The 19236-nt window shown below is 31.3% G+C and carries 20 protein-coding genes and 1 tRNA gene; 15 read left to right on the forward strand and 6 right to left on the reverse strand.

All coding sequences use genetic code 11. The features are described from left to right. Positions 1–59 precede the first annotated feature (59 nt). Together CHB63_RS11950 and CHB63_RS11955 are read left to right on the forward strand one after the other, a co-directional pair. On the forward strand, positions 60–530 hold the full coding sequence (locus tag CHB63_RS11950) for a CYTH domain-containing protein (protein WP_089378942.1): 471 nt from the start codon (positions 60–62) through the stop codon (positions 528–530). A gap of 229 nt (positions 531–759) precedes the next feature. Next, positions 760–2355 carry an SLC13 family permease gene (locus CHB63_RS11955; protein WP_089378713.1) on the forward strand — a complete coding sequence of 532 codons (1596 nt, stop codon included), beginning with the start codon at positions 760–762 and terminating at the stop codon, positions 2353–2355. Here CHB63_RS11955 and cydB read toward each other — a convergent pair. The 3 genes from cydB to der all read right to left on the reverse strand — a co-directional run bounded on the left by cydB (position 2352) and on the right by der (position 6196). Further along, a complete protein-coding gene (cydB, locus tag CHB63_RS11960; RefSeq protein WP_089378714.1) occupies positions 2352–3428 on the reverse strand; it encodes a cytochrome d ubiquinol oxidase subunit II in 1077 nt (358 codons plus the stop codon). The genes CHB63_RS11955 and cydB overlap by 4 nt on opposite strands. 4 nt (positions 3429–3432) lie before the next feature. Beyond that, positions 3433–4764 (reverse strand): cytochrome ubiquinol oxidase subunit I, encoded by a 1332-nt coding sequence (locus CHB63_RS11965; protein ID WP_089378715.1) that lies wholly within the window; start codon positions 4762–4764, stop codon positions 3433–3435. Between the two features lie 130 nt (positions 4765–4894). Further along, positions 4895–6196 carry a ribosome biogenesis GTPase Der gene (gene der / locus CHB63_RS11970; RefSeq protein ID WP_089378716.1) on the reverse strand — a complete coding sequence of 434 codons (1302 nt, stop codon included), beginning with the start codon at positions 6194–6196 and terminating at the stop codon, positions 4895–4897. A gap of 122 nt (positions 6197–6318) precedes the next feature. On the opposite strand from der, the gene CHB63_RS11975 reads away from it, so the two are divergent. Then, positions 6319–6825, forward strand: coding sequence for an ABC transporter permease (locus CHB63_RS11975; RefSeq protein WP_089378717.1), 507 nt, complete (start codon positions 6319–6321; stop codon positions 6823–6825). Positions 6826–6833: 8 nt separating this feature from the next. Here the strand turns inward: CHB63_RS11975 and era are convergent, their stop codons facing one another. Next, positions 6834–7715 (reverse strand): GTPase Era, encoded by an 882-nt coding sequence (era, locus tag CHB63_RS11980; protein WP_089378718.1) that lies wholly within the window; start codon positions 7713–7715, stop codon positions 6834–6836. A 96-nt stretch (positions 7716–7811) separates the two neighbouring features. Here era and CHB63_RS11985 point away from each other — a divergent pair. The 11 genes from CHB63_RS11985 to CHB63_RS12040 all read left to right on the forward strand — a co-directional run bounded on the left by CHB63_RS11985 (position 7812) and on the right by CHB63_RS12040 (position 17003). Then, positions 7812–7884: transfer RNA gene (locus CHB63_RS11985), tRNA-Met, on the forward strand. Positions 7885–8256: 372 nt separating this feature from the next. After that, a complete protein-coding gene (locus CHB63_RS11990) occupies positions 8257–9093 on the forward strand; it encodes a DUF932 domain-containing protein (RefSeq protein ID WP_089378943.1) in 837 nt (278 codons plus the stop codon). 134 nt (positions 9094–9227) lie between these two features. Further along, positions 9228–9995 carry a DUF6577 family protein gene (locus CHB63_RS11995; protein ID WP_089378719.1) on the forward strand — a complete coding sequence of 256 codons (768 nt, stop codon included), beginning with the start codon at positions 9228–9230 and terminating at the stop codon, positions 9993–9995. 85 nt (positions 9996–10080) lie between these two features. Beyond that, complete coding sequence (locus CHB63_RS12000) at positions 10081–11091, forward strand: nucleotidyl transferase AbiEii/AbiGii toxin family protein (protein WP_245856942.1); 1011 nt, start codon at positions 10081–10083, stop codon at positions 11089–11091. Between the two features lie 32 nt (positions 11092–11123). Beyond that, complete coding sequence (locus tag CHB63_RS12005) at positions 11124–11915, forward strand: hypothetical protein (RefSeq protein ID WP_141107306.1); 792 nt, start codon at positions 11124–11126, stop codon at positions 11913–11915. A gap of 676 nt (positions 11916–12591) precedes the next feature. Then, positions 12592–12930 carry a single-stranded DNA-binding protein gene (locus tag CHB63_RS12015; RefSeq protein ID WP_089378723.1) on the forward strand — a complete coding sequence of 113 codons (339 nt, stop codon included), beginning with the start codon at positions 12592–12594 and terminating at the stop codon, positions 12928–12930. A 75-nt stretch (positions 12931–13005) separates the two neighbouring features. Further along, positions 13006–13455 carry a JAB domain-containing protein gene (locus CHB63_RS12020; RefSeq protein WP_089378724.1) on the forward strand — a complete coding sequence of 150 codons (450 nt, stop codon included), beginning with the start codon at positions 13006–13008 and terminating at the stop codon, positions 13453–13455. A 12-nt stretch (positions 13456–13467) separates the two neighbouring features. Continuing rightward, positions 13468–13665, forward strand: a complete 198-nt coding sequence (locus tag CHB63_RS12025; protein WP_089378725.1) for a hypothetical protein — start codon at positions 13468–13470, stop codon at positions 13663–13665. Positions 13666–14118: 453 nt separating this feature from the next. Continuing rightward, complete coding sequence (locus tag CHB63_RS12030) at positions 14119–14493, forward strand: BfmA/BtgA family mobilization protein (RefSeq protein WP_089378726.1); 375 nt, start codon at positions 14119–14121, stop codon at positions 14491–14493. 12 nt (positions 14494–14505) lie between these two features. Continuing rightward, entirely contained in the window at positions 14506–15534 is a 1029-nt protein-coding gene (mobB, locus tag CHB63_RS12035) for a MobB family relaxase (protein ID WP_089378727.1), read from the forward strand. A 26-nt stretch (positions 15535–15560) separates the two neighbouring features. Next, entirely contained in the window at positions 15561–17003 is a 1443-nt protein-coding gene (locus tag CHB63_RS12040; RefSeq protein ID WP_089378728.1) for a type IV secretory system conjugative DNA transfer family protein, read from the forward strand. A gap of 110 nt (positions 17004–17113) precedes the next feature. Here the strand turns inward: CHB63_RS12040 and CHB63_RS12045 are convergent, their stop codons facing one another. Beyond that, positions 17114–17833: a DUF4386 domain-containing protein gene (locus CHB63_RS12045; protein ID WP_089378944.1), complete on the reverse strand. Its 720-nt coding sequence runs from the start codon at positions 17831–17833 to the stop codon at positions 17114–17116. Between the two features lie 2 nt (positions 17834–17835). Then, positions 17836–18246 carry a DUF6326 family protein gene (locus CHB63_RS12050; protein WP_089378729.1) on the reverse strand — a complete coding sequence of 137 codons (411 nt, stop codon included), beginning with the start codon at positions 18244–18246 and terminating at the stop codon, positions 17836–17838. A gap of 210 nt (positions 18247–18456) precedes the next feature. On the opposite strand from CHB63_RS12050, the gene CHB63_RS12055 reads away from it, so the two are divergent. Then, a complete protein-coding gene (locus CHB63_RS12055) occupies positions 18457–19128 on the forward strand; it encodes a hypothetical protein (RefSeq protein WP_089378730.1) in 672 nt (223 codons plus the stop codon). Positions 19129–19236 lie beyond the last annotated feature (108 nt).

A 19236-nucleotide genomic window follows, 5' to 3' on the forward strand; every position in this document is an offset into this window, starting at 1 on the left:
AAGATTCAGAGGTTCAAAGAATGAGCAGTTCAACAAATAAAGAATTCAACAATAATAAAATGGCACAAGAAATTGAAAGAAAATTTTTGGTAAAAAATGATGATTTTAAAAAGGAATCATTTAAAGAAACTAAAATTGTACAAGGGTTTTTATCAACCGTACCCGAAAGAACTGTAAGAATTAGAATTAAGGGAGATAAAGGGTTTATTACAGTTAAAGGTATTGGAAATAAATCTGGTACTTCTCGTTATGAGTGGGAAAGAGAAATTTCAGTTGAAGATGCTACAGATTTATTAAAGATTAGTGAACCTGGTGTTATAGATAAAACTAGAAATAATGTAAAATCTGGTGAGCATACTTTTGAAGTTGATGAATTTTATGGTGAAAACGATGGTTTAATTGTAGCTGAGGTTGAGTTAGGTTCTGAAAATGAAAATTTTATAAAGCCAAATTGGTTAGGTGAAGAGGTTACAGGTCAAGTAAAATATTACAATTCAATGTTAATGAAAAATCCTTATAAAAATTGGTAGTAACCTAAAGGTAATTAAAAGAATAAATAGTTGGGTATTTTGGATATTTAAACTTAGTGCAACGTCAGTTCGAGTGATTTTTGATAAAAAATTGTATCGAGAATTTTTTTAATGAAATTTCTATTCTCGATACTAATTTTAAGCCTAAGAAGGCTAAAATTAACTCGAATTGACGAAATTTAATAAAAAGGTACAACAGGTAAGAATAATATTATATAACAACAATAAAATGAGTGCATTATTACAAAGCGGATTCGATGTATTAGATATGAAAAACTATCGAATGGAGAAACTCCCAAAACGTGAGAAATCTAAATTTGAAAGAATTTTAATGCGTATTGGAGGGCCGTTAGCGTTTTTATCTTTTGTACTCATTTTGTTTGTTTTAAAAATACCTTTCTTAGATAATTTAGATACAACTTCATTAAGTGCAAGTGCCAAAAGTAATTTTGAAAATATTGGATTGCAAAATTTTATTTTTTCAAACAAAGCTATGCTTGCAATTTTTGCGTCCTCTTTAATTTTATGGATTACAGAAGCAATCCCCAACTACTTAACATCCTTAATATTAATAATTGCATTGGTATTAACGCAAGTACTTCCAGAGGATGTTGCTTATGCACAGCTTGGTCATAAAGTAATGTGGTTAAATATTATGTCGTTTATTTTGGCAAGTATGTTAGTTGCTACCGGAGTAGCTAAAAGATTTGCACTTTGGTTTATCATTAAATTTGGTAAAAGTGCCTCTTCAGTAATTTTAAGCTTTATGGTTATTAATGTTGTATTGTCCTTATTTATTTCAGCAACAACTGCAAAATCAGCTATTTTGTTACCTGTTTTTATGGTAGTTGCTGCAATTTATGGCGCTTCAAATGGTGAAAAAAACAATGTAGGCCGTAATATATTGCTTCAAAATTTATTTCAAAATAATATGGGAGCCAGTTCTTTTTTAACAGGTTCAGGAGCTAATTTATTAGCGGCATCATTAATAGCAGGAGCAATTGGAAGTGATATTTTTTTCTCTGAATGGATGATTGCTTCGTTTCCAGTAGCCATGGCGTTAATGATTATTGGGTGGATTATAGGTATTAAAATTATTTTCCCAATAAAAAAAGAAGATAGTAAACCGACTATTTTAGGTGGAATGGATAGTCTTAAAAAAGATTTGAAGGACTTAGGAAAAGTAACGTTTAATGAGGTAAAATCAATAATAATTTTTGTTAGTATACTTGTTTTATGGGTAACCGACAGGTGGCATGGTGTTAGTCCAACAGCAGTTGCTTTTGTTGGAGCAATTGTAGCGTTAATGCCTAAAATTGGTATTGTAAAATGGAATGATGTGGATATACCTTGGCATTTACTTTTATTCTCGGCGGGAGCTTATACGTTAGGAGCTGGATTTAAAGTAACGGATCTTCCGTCAATATCAGTAAACGCTTCATTTGATGCATTAGGTTTTGGGGTTGATACACCTTTTTGGATACTGTATGTTGTACTTACAGCTGCGATGGTTTTTAGTGCCTTGTTTATGCAATCAAAAACTATGCGAGCAATGATTTTTATTCCTATTGCCATAGGAATAGCCACTCGTTTTGATTTCCCAATTATGAGTTTGGCTTTTCCTATAGCTTTACTTATTGAACATGTATATACGTTACCTTTTAATAGTAAGCCTGCGTTACTTTTATATTCTACAAATCAATACAGTATGTCCGACGGATTTAAATTTGGATTTACAATGCAAGTGATTGCCTGGGTACTTTCTATTATTATGGCTATGACCTATTTTAAATGGTTAGGAATTACACCAAATGGCTTGTTTTAATGATGATCGTGTTCTTTGGTTAATTTACCTTTATAAACTCTATGTACAAAAGTGAAATAAATAATCACTAAAATAAATGCAATTACCCACCAAATAATACCAACTTCTAATGCATAAGTTTCTGAAGCCGTGTTGTAAATAGTTAAAGATTCGACAATAGAATTTGTGCTTGGTATTACTACAGGAAATAAACTGGCAACAGCACTTCCAATACCACTTGCAATAAATAAAGATGATGAAGCAAAACCAAGCCAGTTTTTATTGCTTTTTCTAAAGACTAACATTCCTAATAAGCTTAAAAATGCAACAATAGGTAATAAATAAATAGATGGATGTTGTGAAAAGAGTTCTTTATTAAACGATTTCATTGCAACAAAAGCAACCAATGAAATTAAAACAAAAACACATAAAACAATCCAAAGAGGTAGAATTTTAGACTGTAATTTTTTTACAAATTCACCTTCTGTTTTTAAAATAATCCAATAGGCTCCGTGTATTGTTAAGGTTAAAACCGCAACTAAACCTATAGTAATTGTAAACCAGTCAATAACTCCTGGTCTTTCTGCAAATGGAGAAAAACTTCCATCCCAAAGAGGCGTAAAGAAAGCATATGAATTGGTAAATTGTGCAATGCCATTTTCAACACCCCCCAAATTTACACCTCTTATAATGTTTCCAAAAGCAACTCCAAAGAATAATGCTAATAATAAACTTGAAATTCCAAAGCTTTTTTGCCAAGGTTTTATCCACAGTTCATGATTTATTAAATGTGTGAATTCAATACCTAATGCTCTAAAAATAAAAAACCAAAGTATCATAATTAGTGGTAAATAAAAACCACTAAACGCCGATGCATATAATGTTGGAAATGCTGCAAATAAAACACCACCAAAAGCAATTAACCAAACTTCATTACCATCCCAAAAAGGACCAATGGCACGCATTATTTGTTTTTTTTCTTCGGGAGTTTTTGCAAAAAATAAATGGATAATTCCTGCACCAAAATCAAAACCGTCCAATATAATATACATTACTAGCATAAAACCTAAAATAACATACCAAACTAATTCCATAATTCTATTTTTTTAAAGTTAGTTTAGGTCCGGTATTAATTATTTTACCAACCAATATTAGCATTATAAACCCTAAAAGTAAATACAAACCAACAAAGCCTAATAATGTAAAAAGGGCATTTCCTGCGGAAACACTTTCAGAAATACCATCACTTGTTTTAAATAATCCATATACTAAATATGGTTGTCGTCCAAGTTCTGAAGTATACCAACCAGCCGTATTTGCAATGTATGGAAACGGGGCTGCAAATAACAATAACCATAAAAACCAACGCTGAATTTCCAGTTTTTTTCTCCATAAAAACCATACACCTAAAAACATAATTCCTATAAATATGGTTCCTAAACCTACCATTATATGATAAGAATAATACAAACCAGGGATATTTGTTGGCCAGGTGTCTTTAGGAAAATCGTTTAAGCCTTTAATTTCGGCATCCCATCGTTCATAAGTTAAGAAACTAAGAACTTTAGGAACTTCTATTTTATTATCTAATCGTTGTTCTTTCATATTTGGTTGCCCAATTAGAACTATAGGGGCACCTTCTTCAGAGTTGAATAAGCCTTCCATTGCAGCCAAAGTTACGGGTTGGTTTAATGCTACCTGTTTGGCTAATAAATCTCCAGTTGGTACTGCAACTGAGATGGTTGATATAATACCAGTTATAATAGCGGTTTTTAAAAATAACTGAGCATATTGTTTGTGTTTATTAATTAATAAGTAAAATGCTCCAACACTGGCAACTACAAAAGATGTTGTGACTAAGGAAGCCATTTGATTGTGAAAAAAAGAAGGCAATAACCAAGGATTATTAAATAAATCGGAGAAATTATTTAATACAAATTTTCCATTTGCTAAAACTTCATGACCAACCGGATTTTGCATCCACGAATGTGTAGCAATTATTAAATAACCACTTGCCCAGGACCCAATAAAAATTAAAAAAGCGGTTAAAAAATGCAGTTTTTTCCCAAGTATTTTTTCCCCAAATAAAAACAATCCTAAAAAAGAAGATTCTAAAAAGAAGGAAAACATTCCTTCCATAGCTAAAGTTTGGCCAATTATATTACCTGTTCGTTCAGAAAACTGCGCCCAGTTTGTTCCAAATTGAAATTCCATTGGGATACCCGTTACAACTCCCATTCCAAAATTTATAGCAAATATTTTTGCCCAAAATTTAGCGGATTCGTTGTAGATAATTTTGTTTGTCCTTAAATAAAGTCCTTTATAAATAACAATAATTAAAGCCAAGCCCATTGTAAGCTGTGGAAATAAATAATGGTAAGTTATAGTAAATGCAAATTGTAACCTGCCATAGAGTAGCGCATCATCCATATTAATATAAATTAAATCACTTTTAAAATTGATTCAAATTTACGTTTAATTAGGGTAATTAATGTCAGCTTTATAACATTAAACACATAAAATAGTTTGCTATAATAACAAAGCTAATATTGTGTCTAGCTTATTTTTTTCTAAAATAAATTACAATTGGCACCCCTGTAAAATCGAATAATTCTCGCAATTTGTTCTCTGTAAAACGTTTGTAAGATTCCTTAATATATTGCGGTAAATTACAAAAGAATACAAATTGAGGAGTTGGTGTAGGAAGTTGTGTACAAAACTTAATTTTTACATATTTCCCTTTATATGCCGGTGGTTCGTTATTTTTGAAAAAATCCAACATAGCCTCATTTAATTTACTGGTTGGAATTCGTTTTTTTCTGTTTTCAAAAACTTCAACTGCAGTTTCAATAGCTTTAAAAATACGTTGTTTCGTCAAAGCGCTAATAAATAAAATTGGAACATCTGTAAACGGAGCAATTTCCTTTCTTATTTTAGCTTCAAAATCACGCATGGTATTTGTTTCTTTTTCAATTAAATCCCATTTGTTAATTAAAACTACCACACCTTTTTTATTTTTTTCGGCTAACCAAAATATATTTTCGTCTTGTCCTTCAAAACCACGAGTTGCATCAATTACTACAATAGCAACATCACAATATTCAATGGCTCTAACAGCTCTCATTACCGTATAAAATTCTAAGTCTTCTTTAACTTTAGATTTTTTTCGAATTCCAGCGGTATCAACCAGATTAAAATCAAATCCAAAACGATTGTATTTAGTATCAATAGAATCACGAGTTGTACCAGCAATATCGGTTACAATATTTCTATCTTCTCCAATTAAGGCATTTATAAAAGATGATTTTCCAGCATTAGGGCGACCAACAACAGCAAATCGAGGCAATTCATTTTCTACAGGTATATCAGCTTCTAATTTTTCAGCCAATGCATCTAATAATTCACCAGTACCACTTCCGTTAATTGAAGAAATAGTGTAATATTCACCTAAACCTAGATTGTAAAATTCAACAGCATCTGCATCTCGCATAGCATTGTCAACTTTATTAACGGCTAAAAAAATTGGTTTTTTAACTTTACGTAACAAGTTTGCCACTTCGGTATCCATAGGTGTAATACCTTCTTCAACATTAACAACAAATATTATAGAATCGGCTTCGTCAATTGCTATTTCAACCTGTTTTCTTATTTCTTCTTCAAAAACATCATCAGAACCTATAGCCCAACCACCGGTATCTATTAAAGAAAATTGCTTTCCATTCCAGTCACTTTTTCCGTAATGTCTATCGCGAGTAACACCACTTACGGAGTCTACAATAGCATCTCTTCTTTGAACTAAACGATTGAACAGGGTTGACTTTCCAACATTTGGTCTTCCTACAATGGCTACAATATTACTCATTTTGATGTTTTTAATTTTTTGCAAAAGTAAGCAATTTTATTTATGAATTTAATGTATTACTGCTTATAAATTAGACATTTGGTAAATTTTAGTATATTTCAAAACTCAACGAATTAATCTTTATGGAAGAACAAAAAAATAGTGATATTCATTTACGGCCCAGATTTAAATTGAATTTTAATGAAAGTCAGGAGTATTTAATCTCAAAATTTAAAGAAAATTTAAAAGAAGAGAATTGTAAATACTGCAGTAAAGTTGTTGACGGACATATAGTTATTGATGTTCCTAAAGATGAAAATCACTTTTGGTCTCCACAATTAAATATTGAAATTGAAAAAATAGAGACAAATAAAACAATTGTTAAAGGATTGTTTGGTCCGAAACCACAAGTATGGACTTTATTTATGTTTTTTCACTTTGCAGTGGCGGTTGCTTTTATTGGTTTTTCGGTAATGGCATATGTACAATGGTCTTTAAAAACAGATTATTCCTTTGCACTAACAATAGTTATTGGGTTGCCAATTTTGTGGATTTTAATGTATTTTTTAGGAAGAATTGGAAAAAAAAGAGGGCATAAACAAATGGATGAATTACATAGTTTTATGATGCGTACCCTAAATAAAAAGTAAATTAAATGCTAGTCATTATAACCAAAACGTCTTAATTGACGTTTGTCACTTCTCCAGTTTTTATTCACTTTTACATACAATTCTAAGTGTATTTTTTTATCAAAAAACTTCTCTAAATCTTTACGTGCCTCAATACCAACACGTTTTAAAGCGGCGCCTTTATGACCTATAATAATACCTTTTTGAGTTTCACGCTCTACCATAATTACAGAACGAATTTTAATAATTTTTTCACTTTCAAAAAACTCTTCAGTTTCTATTTCAACCGAATAAGGAATTTCTTTTTTATAGTGCATCAATATTTTCTCGCGAATAGCTTCATTGATAAAAAATCGTTCAGGTTTATCGGTTAATTGATCTTTAGGATAGAATGGTGGAGATTCTGGTAATAACTCAACAATACGATTAAAAACACCTTGTACATTGAAGTTTTCTAAAGCGGAAATTAAAGTTACCTCGGCATTTGGTACTTTTTCTTTCCAATACAATAATTTTTCTTCAACTTCTTCTTGAGAAGATTTATCTATTTTATTAATTAAAAGTAATACTGGAATTTTTGAGTGTTTAATTTTATTAAAGAATTTTTCATCTTTCAATTCTTTTTCTCCAATTTCAACCATATAAATTAATATATCAGCATCTTCAAAAGCAGATTTTACAAAACCCATCATAGATTCTTGTAATTCATAAGCTGGTTTTATAATTCCAGGAGTATCTGAAAATAATATTTGAAAATCCTCTCCATTCACAATTCCTAAAATTCTATGTCTGGTAGTTTGTGCTTTTGATGTGATTATTGATAATCGCTCACCAACAAACGCATTCATAAGTGTTGATTTACCAACATTTGGATTTCCAATAATGTTTACATAACCTGCTTTGTGCTTCATTTTCAGTATATAAGTTTGCAAAGGTAATCTTTAATATTTTTATTTTAATAAAACTTGTTTGTTTTTTAAAAAAAGGTGTATCTTTGCCATCCAAATCGCGGGGTAGAGCAGTAGGTAGCTCGTCGGGCTCATAACCCGAAGGTCGCTGGTTCGAGTCCAGTCCCCGCTACTTGATTATCAAGCAGTTATATGAAAATATAGCTGCTTTTTTAATTATGGGTACAGAATAGGTACAGAATTTAGCTATTTTCGTGTTAGCTTTAAAACTTGATGCTAATTCTATCTATTTGTGCGTAATCCCTATGAATTTTTAGTTCGAATAATACATTTTGATAAGTTGAAAATTTAATTTTTTCGAATGGGAAGTTTATTATCATACAATATACCCGCAAGTTAAACTCGTAAAATACACCCATCAAAAGACTACGGCATAAAGTCCACGCTTCTTCCTATACTTATTTATTCCGTTTCCTTTTGAGTTGAGATTTTAGCTTCCGTTTTGGGAACTGCTCAAATATTGTTTAATCTAAATTCAAAAGCTATGTATTTACAAAATTTACAGCAGGATGAAATCTTTGTTCCATCAGAAATGAAACCCTTAAAAACCCTTACACAGATGGAATCTCGACGTGGACTTGAAAACGTCATAATTTCCAATGGTAAAATTGTCAATGTAGTATCGAACAGCTACGGACACATTCCGAATCAATTGTTCTTCAAGAAAGCTGAAGAAATGCTATCCGATGCACAACTGAACTATCATAAACGTACTATCAATAAAAATGATAGGTCGTTCATTACAGATTTCATTATTGATGATAAGAGTCAATTCTCTGTAAAAAATAAAGAGGATCTAATACTGCCGATGCTTCGGTTTAAAAACTCTTATGATGGCAGCGAAAAGACCTCTGGTCACTTCGGGTTTTACCGAAAAGTATGTTCTAACGGTTTGCACGTTTCTCAGGCAGAAATCGAGTTTTCCATAAAGCACAGTAAGAATAACACACACCTAATTATGCCAAGGTTAAACAACTTATTTGACAAGTTTTTGGATAATGAGTTCTATACCATTACCAAGAAGTTCGATAAGATGAAGGAATTTAAAATCATCGATACAAAAGAATTTGTGAAGGCCATTCTTGACAAAACCAAACTGTTTAGATACGAGTGTAGTGATAAGAATAGTGACCCTTCAAAAAAATCTCGGGAGGTTATTGAGATTTTGAACTACGAAGCCTTGTTGCTCAATGAAGAACCAAATCTATGGTTAGGCTACAATGCCTTCAATTCAGTACTTCATAACGTCTTGAAGAAAAGCTTTGGCCAACAAGAACGGTTGGATAAAAAGCTGTTTGATGAAGTCTATGCTATGGCATAAAGTTAATAAAGGTTTGTCCAGTACCTCAAACTGGATTTTTCCAATTTTTACCACTTAATTAGTATAGTGGTAAAAATTTGTTTTCAAATATTCGCCACTTTTTTGTATTTTTGGTAAAGTTTTGATTTTGAACTATGCCAAAGATTATAGAAAATAAACTTATAGAGACTTTCAAAGACCACAGTTCTTTTAATAGGGAGGAGCTATATGGTTTCTATCTGGATTTTGAACCAAACCTAAAAGAGAGCACATTTGGTTGGCGAATTTATGACCTGAAGAAAAAAGACATTATTAAAACTATTGGGCGTGGACTTTATGTTATTTCTTATAAGCCCAAATACAAACCAGTTCTATCGGAAAATGTTTTCAAAATAGCCAGTAAAACTAATGAGCGTTTTGAAGATATAAAATATGCCATTTGGGAAACCCAATGGCTTAATGAGTTTTCTCAGCACCAGACGTCCAATCAAATGATTATAGTAGAGGCAGAAAAAGAATTTGCAGAGTCACTTTATTATTATCTCAATGACAATATGAAAATGGATTTTTTCTTTAATCCCGATGATAAGGAAATTCAATTCTACATTTCAGAAAGTACCATTCCAGTCGTTATAAAACGATTGGTAACGAGAGCACCCATTCAAAAAATAAAAAATAAAAAAACTGTTGTACCTATCGCAACAATTGAAAAGATTATGGCGGACATCTTTGCAGATGAAGATCTATATCATTTTTATCAAGGCTCAGAAATGGTCAACATCTATGAAAAGATTATTGATACATACAGCATCAATTTCACCAAACTTTTTAGCTATGCCAAAAGACGTAAAAAAGAACAGGAAATTAAACAATTTATAAGTAAGCACATTCCAAATATTTTAGAAGATATTCAGTATGGTTAATAACAAAAGCTTTACAAAGGAATGGCTGGATAGCTTCCGTGCAAAAAAGGAACATAAGGGTATTAATGTAACCATTCTTGAAAAAATGGTTCACGCTCTATCATTATTAGAACATTTAAAACTTGCTGGACTTGATTTAGTGTTCAAAGGTGGAACATCACTTGTGCTTTTACTTGAAGAAGGAAATCGGTTTTCAATAGATATCGATATTATTTCTAGTGTTGAACGTAAGAAATTAGAAGAAATTTTGGATGCTGTCCTAGGTAATTCACACTTCAGTAAGAACACCTTGAATGAACGACGTAGTTATAAAGAAGGTATTCCAAAGGCACATTATACTTTTGAATTCAATTCGGTTTATAACCCAAATGTTCCAGGAACCATACTATTGGATATTCTCTTTGATAGTCCGCACTATCCAGAACTTATCGAGACTTCCATAAATACACCGTGGCTCTCAGTAGATGAAGATGTTACAACAATTACAACACCTTCTGTAAATTCTATTTGTGGTGATAAACTAACTGCTTTTGCGCCAGAAACCATTGGAATTCCATACTATAAAGCTGACCAATTATTTGCAATGGAAATCTGCAAGCAATTATTCGATTTGGGAAAACTGTTTGAAAGTATCACAGATATGGCAACGGTTAAGAAAAGTTTTTCAGCTTTCGCGAAAGCAGAATTATCCTATCGAAGTTCTGACAAGGATTTTAGCAACAGAAAACTTACAGAAACCAACGTGTTGTGGGATTCTATTAATACTTGTGCCATTATTGCTAAAAGAGAACGCAATCCAACAGCCGAAACAAAAAAGAAATTTACAGATTTGAATTTAGGTATACGCAGTTTTGGTAGCGCATTTTTAATGACAGGAAATTTCAGAATAGAAGAAGCAATGGCAGCTTCGGCCAGAGTAGCCTATATAAACGCTATACTATTACAACCTAAAGCAATTGATATCGAATATTACAAAGGTCAAGATATAAGTGAGCTTATAATTGAAAATGAAGATTGGGCATTTTTGAACAGATTAAAACGGCAACCGGATAAGTCCATATTTTATTATTGGTATAAGGCGGTCGAATTATTATAAGTATGAAAAAAAGAAGAAGCGTTAAGATAAAGATGGTTGAATTCAGAAACCCATATCACATAGAGCCACCAGGTGCTTTGAGACAAATACTATCACACCCAATAAATGAATCTGAAGCTATTGAGCTTGCGGTGTTTCAAGAACATCGTTACGCTTTTTTCTATTGGAATAAATGGATGCGTAAAAACGAAGGTGGTAATCCGCCTTGTTTGGTTTCATTAGATTGGCATCAGGATTTGTGTTACCCAGAAGATTTAGAAAAAGAGTGGCTTAATGAACTAGATTTGACAAGCGATGCTGATGTTTCTGTTTTTTCTTGGGCAAAACTTGCAGGTAATAATGATGGTCATATTTTGTGCACAGCCTATCTTAATTTAATTGGAAATATATATGTACATTGCAGGCAAGCACCGTTTCCTGACGCTTGGAAAGATGAAGAATTGATGGATAAGTACGGCAACAAGCACATTATCAAAAAGTTTCAAACTTATGAAGCTTTACAAGACGCCCTATTAGCTTCATCAGAGACATCTGTATTTTTTGATATTGACTTGGATTTCTTTTCTGTAAAAAATGGTCTAAGTGATGGTTCATTTGAATTTACTTATCTACAGGAAGAACAAATAAGGACAATGTTAGATAAAGACAATCCTTTAATCAGTTGGGTTTTTAAACGTCTAAAAGGTTTCACTATTGCCACAGAACCTGAACATTGTGGTGGACTTTTAAAAAGCAATAAATTTTTAGACTTAATCAGCGATATTTATTTTAAACCAGATTTGTTTGCACCAAAATGTAATTGGAAGTGGAAACCAAGATATTGATGAAAAATTGAAGATATTCCTTAGAATTAATTTCAGGAACGGTAAAATACTATATAAAGAGGACAATCCGTTTTCATAAACCACTCAGCACATTCCCCTTCATTCTACGAAAAGCTACATTTCGGGAAAAGAGCTGCACTCAAAAAAGGTCTTGGACACAATTCCCAATTTTAGCTGTCCATTGCGTTAATCCTTCCCGCTATGCTGGGAAGGAATACTTCATTACCAAGCCAAAATCGTGTATAGCGTCCGCCAAATTGGAGTTCCAATATGCATTTGGTACTGCTTCCAATGTTAAGGTCCTTCACAAAAATCTTTAGAGCTACATCCGCTCCCTCACTGTTCCTCCCTTTTTTTGACAGCAAAATACCAACAGTTGGAAGTTGAACGGACTGCATAAACCATTTCGCTACGCTTCATTTTTTATAAGTCCTTATCAATTCCAACTATTGAAAATGTATCAGCAACAAAAAAAGGAAACAGCGAGGGCGCTATGGGAAGTAAATCTAAAATAAATCTTATGAAATCTTACAAAAACATCAAAAAGGAAGCAGCACCAAAAAAAACAAAAAAGGAAAACGCTCCAGATATAATAAGTAAATCACTTCAAAAAATACAAAAACAAACTGTCTGAAAAGTTCAGATGGTATATTAATTAATATATAAATCTTTTATTATGAGTACACTAAAAAACAAAGTGCAGTTAATCGGAAACGTTGGACAAGAGCCAACCATTACAAACCTTGAAAGCGGTAAGAAAGTAGCTCGTTTATCATTGGCAACCAATGAAAATTACAAAAACTCAAACGGAGAAAAACAAACAGACACCAATTGGCATACCATTGTAGCTTGGGGGAAAACTGCTGAAATTATTGAGAAGTATGTTGCCAAAGGCAAAGAGATTGCCATCGAAGGTAAATTGACATCTCGCTCGTATGAAACCAAAGAGGGGGAGAAACGTTATGTAACAGAAGTAGTAGCAAATGAAATAGTATTGCTAGGTAACGCTCAATAGCATATAAAATAAAGAGGGTGTTCTCTTCAAAAATTGCACCCTCTTTTAACATTATTCACCTAAAACAGTAAAACAATGAAAGACAAAGTTAATGAAATAAAAATCAGTTATAAAGAAAAGTCCAAATTCGAAACCTTGGAAGCGATAAAGAGCTCCTCAACAGCAGCAAAAATACTTTTTAAGCACTGGGACAAAAGCACCATTGGATTGCAAGAAGCATTTCAAGTATTGCTACTAAACAACTCTAATAAAGTCAAAGGAGTTTATCATTTATCTACAGGAGGTATTACTGGAACCTTAGTTGATATTAGAATACTTTTTGCTGTCATTTTAAAATCCTTGTCAGTAGGAATTATTTTAGCACATAACCATCCAAGTGGGAAACTACAACCCAGTGAGGCAGACAAGCAATTGACCCAAAAAATCAAGAAAGCAGCAGTTTTGTTTGATGTGAAAGTACTCGACCATTTAATTATAATTCCTAATGGCGAGTTTTATAGTTTTTCAGATAACGGTTTAATTTAATATACAACTATTATGATTTATTTAAACTATGCTAATTTAGATGCGGAAACACAGGAAAGATTACTTGCAACTTCAAAAAAAGATGTTGAACATAAATTTGGAAAAAGTATAAAAGCGTATGCTAAAAAACATGTTACCAATTATGAGCAACTATTAGAAGAGGAAGCACTACGAAACTTATATAATTATAAATATGTTTTTAACATTTAAGAATACATTTTAAAATTATTAACTTCTATTATTTAAAGGCTGTCCAAAAGACAGTCTTTTTTTACACAAATAATAATGACTACTTCAAAATCTGACGTTTGAATTAACAACAACGGAACAAATCATATTTTATACGATCAATTAGCTTTAATTGAGTGCAATCCCAGTTTCAATTTTAAACCACAAAATCATACATTTAAAAGAAGGTATAAAAAGAAAAAATGCAACTGATTTTTTAGTCAGGTTGTTTGAAAATTTTGTTCACTTTGGCGAACGAAATCGAAAAGCAAGAGGGTAACACGCTAGCGCGATGTTAACGATTTACTTATTGTTTTAAACACCTAAATAACAGGTGTTTAAGGTATTTATAAGAATTTTAAATATAAAATAATTAATGTTTTTTACTAAAAAACGATGAAAGCCCTTGAAAACAGGTAAAAATTTTACTAAAAAATGGATAAATCATTTAAAAAAGAACAATTTCAGACGCTAAAAATAAAAACATCGGTTGTTAAAAGGTTTAGGAGGTTTAGTAAAAAAATGTCCCAATCACAATCAATGACATTATTATTGATGTTGGACTTTTTTGAGCATAATGGAGTTTCTCCAAATGAGACTTTAGGTCCACAAATTCAAACTTTAGAGAACTTGATAAAAAAAAGAATCAATGGGGTGATTGCCATTGTAAAGGATATAGAAAAGAATCAGACCAAACCTACCGTTGCAATGTTACAAGCATTATTTGAACAAACCTCACCAGATGACAAGTCGTTACAGGTAGAAAAGAAAGTTTTATTGGAAAAGAATCAAAAGAAGATCTCAAATTAAATATTAAAAAAAATGTACATCACAATTACAGCTCAAAAACTATCAGGCGCTTTTAATCAAAGTGTAGCTGATTTTGTGAACTATCTTGAAAAGGAAAACAACGAAAAGGAAGCAGAATTGCAAGAACATTTTTTCAATCAATATGAGGATCAAATTGCACCACAACAAGTAATCAGTGAAATAGATAGCAATACTAAAAAACTAAAAAAGGTGGAGCCAAAATTTTATTCCATTACCGTGAATCCAAGTAGTTATGAACTCAAACGTTTACAAAACAATAGTGAAGATTTAAAAAAATATACAAGAGCTTTAATGCAGGATTATGTAAAAGCATTCAATAGAGAAATTAATAATAAACCAATAACGATTGATGCTATAAAATACTTTGCAAAAATTGAGCATACTAGAACCTTTAAAGGTACAGATAAGCAAGTTCTAGAAAATCAACCGTATGCTTCAAAAATATTAAAGCTAAAAAATGAAATCAGAAAAATAAATAGCGGAGAACAAACAAGGAATATTCAATTGCTAGAAAATAAGATAAACAAGTTAGAATCAAATGCTCCACATAAACAAAATGGAAAACGCATAGTACAAGGAATGCAAAAACAGGGGAGTCAAAGCCATATTCATATAATAGTTAGCAGGAAAGACAACACGAATTCATACAGTTTATCACCAGGAAGTAAATACAAAGCGTCAGAAGTAACACTCAACGGAAAAATAGTAAAACGAGGTTTTGATAGAGATTCATTTTTTAAAAATGCGGAACAAACTTTTGATACAACATTTCAATATAAAAGAAACTATGTTGAAACGTACAATGCAAGAAAAACATTTATTAAAAATCCAAAAATTTATTTTTCAGCACTCTTGGAACTTCCAACAAATGAAAGAGCAGTAGCATTTAAATTATTGAGCAAATCAGGTGTTCCAGTCACGAGTATTCCAACCAACCAAGTTCAATTGGTATTAAAGGCTTTCAAAAAGTTAAAACAACTCACGGAGGTAGCCATACAGTCAAGTTCCATTGGAATTTAAATAGTAAAGAAATAAAAGATAGTAAAATGAACACGCAATTAGCATATTTAATACTTTATGTGATAATTCCAATTGTGGTTATAAGTGCCCTATTTTATATGTTACTTGCTAATAATCAGGAATCAGCTAACAAGAAAAAATACCAAGTTACTTTTAAACTAAAATGGAGTAAATTCCGTATTGATAACATTAAAAGAGGTGTTTCGGTTATTGGAGCAGCAGGAAGTGGAAAGTCAGAAAGCGTTATTTATAACTTTCTACAACATTTTAGTAAACATAATTTCTGTGGAATTATTCACGATTATAAAGATTTTGAACTTACTGAAATTGCTTACCCTTTATTTAAAAAATCTAATATTGATTTTCATATTATTTCTTTTGATCCTATTTATAAAAGAGTGAATCCTATTGCTCCAAGGTATCTTCCTAATGAAGAAAGTGTAAATGAACTTTCCAGAGTACTTATAGAAAACCTGTTAGAGCAAAAAGAAAGCCCTTCTGCAACGACACGATTTTTCAATGATGCCGTGGAAGGGTTGTTAGGAGGATTGATATGGAAGTTAAAAATTGATTATCCTGATTATTGTACGTTACCACATCTCATTGCTATTTTTCAATATTTGAATACAGAAAGTTTAGTCGCTTTTTTAAGTTCAAATACCACATCAAAAGCGATGGCAAGTTCTTTTATAAATGGTATAGATTCCCCTAAGCAAACAGCAGGAGTGAAGAGTACCCTTTCTAATGCTTTAAAAAAGATCAGTTCAAAAAAGAACTTTATGATGTTGTCAAAAGATGAAGTACCACTAAATATTAATAATGTAGAGAATCCATCCGTTGTATCCATCGTAAACAATCCGAAATATGAATCGGCTTATGCACCAATAATAGCAACAATTATTCACACCATAACCAAACAAATGAGTAAAAGAAATCAATTAGCATCTTTTATATTGATGGAAGAAGCTCCGACAATCAGACTTTTAAATATGCACCGAATCCCAGCAACCTTGAGAAGTTATGATGTTACAACTATTTATGTAATGCAAGACAAAGTGCAGAATGATATGTTGTATGGAGAGAAGGCGAGCAAGGCAATCCTCAGTAATTTGTCGTATCAATTTTTTGGAAAAGTAAACGATCCAGATACTGCTAAATATTATGAACGATTTTTTGAGCTGGTAAAAATGAAAACCACAAGTGTTAACAAAGGATTTAATTTGAATTTTGATACCAGAGTAACCAAAGGAGAGAAAGAAGTCTCAAAAAGGAGAGCAGATATTTTTTTTAGATTAAAACAAGGTGAATTTATTGCTTTTGCAGATGGAAAGGATAGAAAAGTTCAATTTAAATTACAAAAGATAAGGAGGGAATTACCTATAATAGCCAAGCATTATTGTGAAAATGAATTGAATGAGAATTTTCAGAGAATTTATCGAGAGGCAAGTGCTATTTTTGGGGAACCTTAAGTAGAGACTCACTTTTAAAGAATTATATTAGACTTAATATTTTATTCATTCTTAACTCAGTTCTTTGTTAGTAACTGGCTTTTCTCGGTTTTATTTCTTGAAATTGATTGTTATTCATTTATAATGATTTTTTTCTTGAAGACCAGTTTATTTGTTCCCATTATTAAAAGCCACAAACAAATTCCGATTTCCCCAATTGGCGCTGGAAATCCAACAATGTCTGAGATAATTGTTTTGTTGAAATCTGAATATAAGAAACCTCCAAAAAATGTAATCAAATAACCAAAGCAACCTGCCATTAAAAATATGCCTAAAATCTTTGGAAGAAAGCCAGATTTATATACTAGATAACCAAAAGGTAAAAGCCAAAGTCCCCAAAATATTTGTGAAAGTTGAACTCCATTATTGTAATTTTCAAGATATAGTATTACTTGCGTTTGAAAATCTGTTTGTTCAAGTTTTTGTGCGTATTCTGATTTATTAATTAAAGTTAGTACTGAGAATTTATTTAGAATGTTAACAAAAGAAATTGGCACACTTATTAAGGCAAATAACACCATAAATTTTGCGGAAACTTTGTTTACATTTTGTAGAAGGTTATAAAGTGCCAACGGTAAAAATATAAAAATCAGAAACGAGCAAATTGCTGTTACAATTCCAAGTCTAAACAATAGTTCAGAATCTTTGATGTTTTCTATAGTTTTTGTGCTATTTTTTAAATCAATTAATTCTGATGGAACATATACAAGGTAGGTAAACCCACAAATGATAAGTAACAAATAGAGTATTCCTGCAATTCTTGCTTTTTTATTTCTTGATATAACTTCCATTATTAGATAGTTTTCTTTATAGGCCATTTCCAAGCATACCAAACAATTAATGCGGTAATAACGCTTTCTAAAAATGCTAAAAAAACGTAGAATAAGTACCATTCGTTGGTTGAACTTATTCCTATAAACATCATCATTATTGTAAATGAAGTTCCAAATAAAAGATTAAGAATTCGGTTTATTTTTGGTTTAACTAATATTGAAACTGGAATCATGATAGATGGAATCGCCAAAATTATTGATGCTATTAATAATGTAGTTGGATTATCCATAATATTATCGCCTGTAATTAAACTGTTTACTTTATCTGGCGTGTATAATTCAAAATAATCACCATATAAATAGCAGAAAGTAGCGGAAGCCCATAATGAAGCTAATTTGATTTTGATGTCTACTTTTTGGTTTTCTAACATATTGGTTTGGTTTATACGATTTATTAGGATTGATTGTTAAAAAGCAAATATAATGTACTTCAACTCCTCATATAATTTATGCTTACATTTAAACTAAATAAAGAACCGACAAACATACAATTAACGATTTGCTACAACCGAAAAATTTCAGATGTTCCAGTCACACAAATCATATAAAAAACCCGCTAGCTGTAAAAAAATGCTTAAACTATGAGAAAGATTACTGTAAAAAATTTAATTGATTTTAAACGAAAAAGTGATAAATCAAGAATCACTTTTGTAAATAACTTAAAAAAAGAGAAAAATCCTGAAAGTGAGTCTGGAGGAGATTATTGGATAACAAGCTTGAGTGCTATAAGTAACACTTTCAAAACTGAAAATCTGGAATTATTAGATGAAAAAATTGAGAAATTACAAGGAAAAATAAGCATTGCAAAAGACAAAAGAGTTAAAGACCAATTTCAACGCAATATCGATATTCTTGAAAACTTCAAAGAATTTGATTTAAAGGAAATTAAGCCTAATTCAAAATTGAATTATATTAAACAGCATAAATTTGATATGATATTTGATATTAAAGGACTACCAATTGAATCAAGACCACGTTTCATATTTTCATATTCAGGAACTAATGACAAAGAAATCGGTGGAATTTGGTTTGTAGCTAAATTGAAAGGTTATTCAAAAACCGAACTAGGAATGTTTTCAGAAATGATTTTTAGATATTTAGAAAAAGTTTATTCGAGTCAATATTTCGTAAATCCTGAAAACTGCGTTGCTGTAGATGTTACAGATGGAAAAGGTGTTAAATACAAAGAAATTATTGATAAGAAAATCCCGAGTATAATTGAATCAACAATTGAGGAATTAAAAAAAGTATAAACTACAGCTAACACCTCCTAAAATTTATGCTTAAATTTGAACTAGTATTAACGACAAACATTCAACTAACAATTTGCTACAACCGAAAAATTTCCGATGTTCTAGTCA

This window comes from Lutibacter flavus, assembly GCF_900188355.1.
GTDB lineage: Bacteria > Bacteroidota > Bacteroidia > Flavobacteriales > Flavobacteriaceae > Lutibacter > Lutibacter flavus.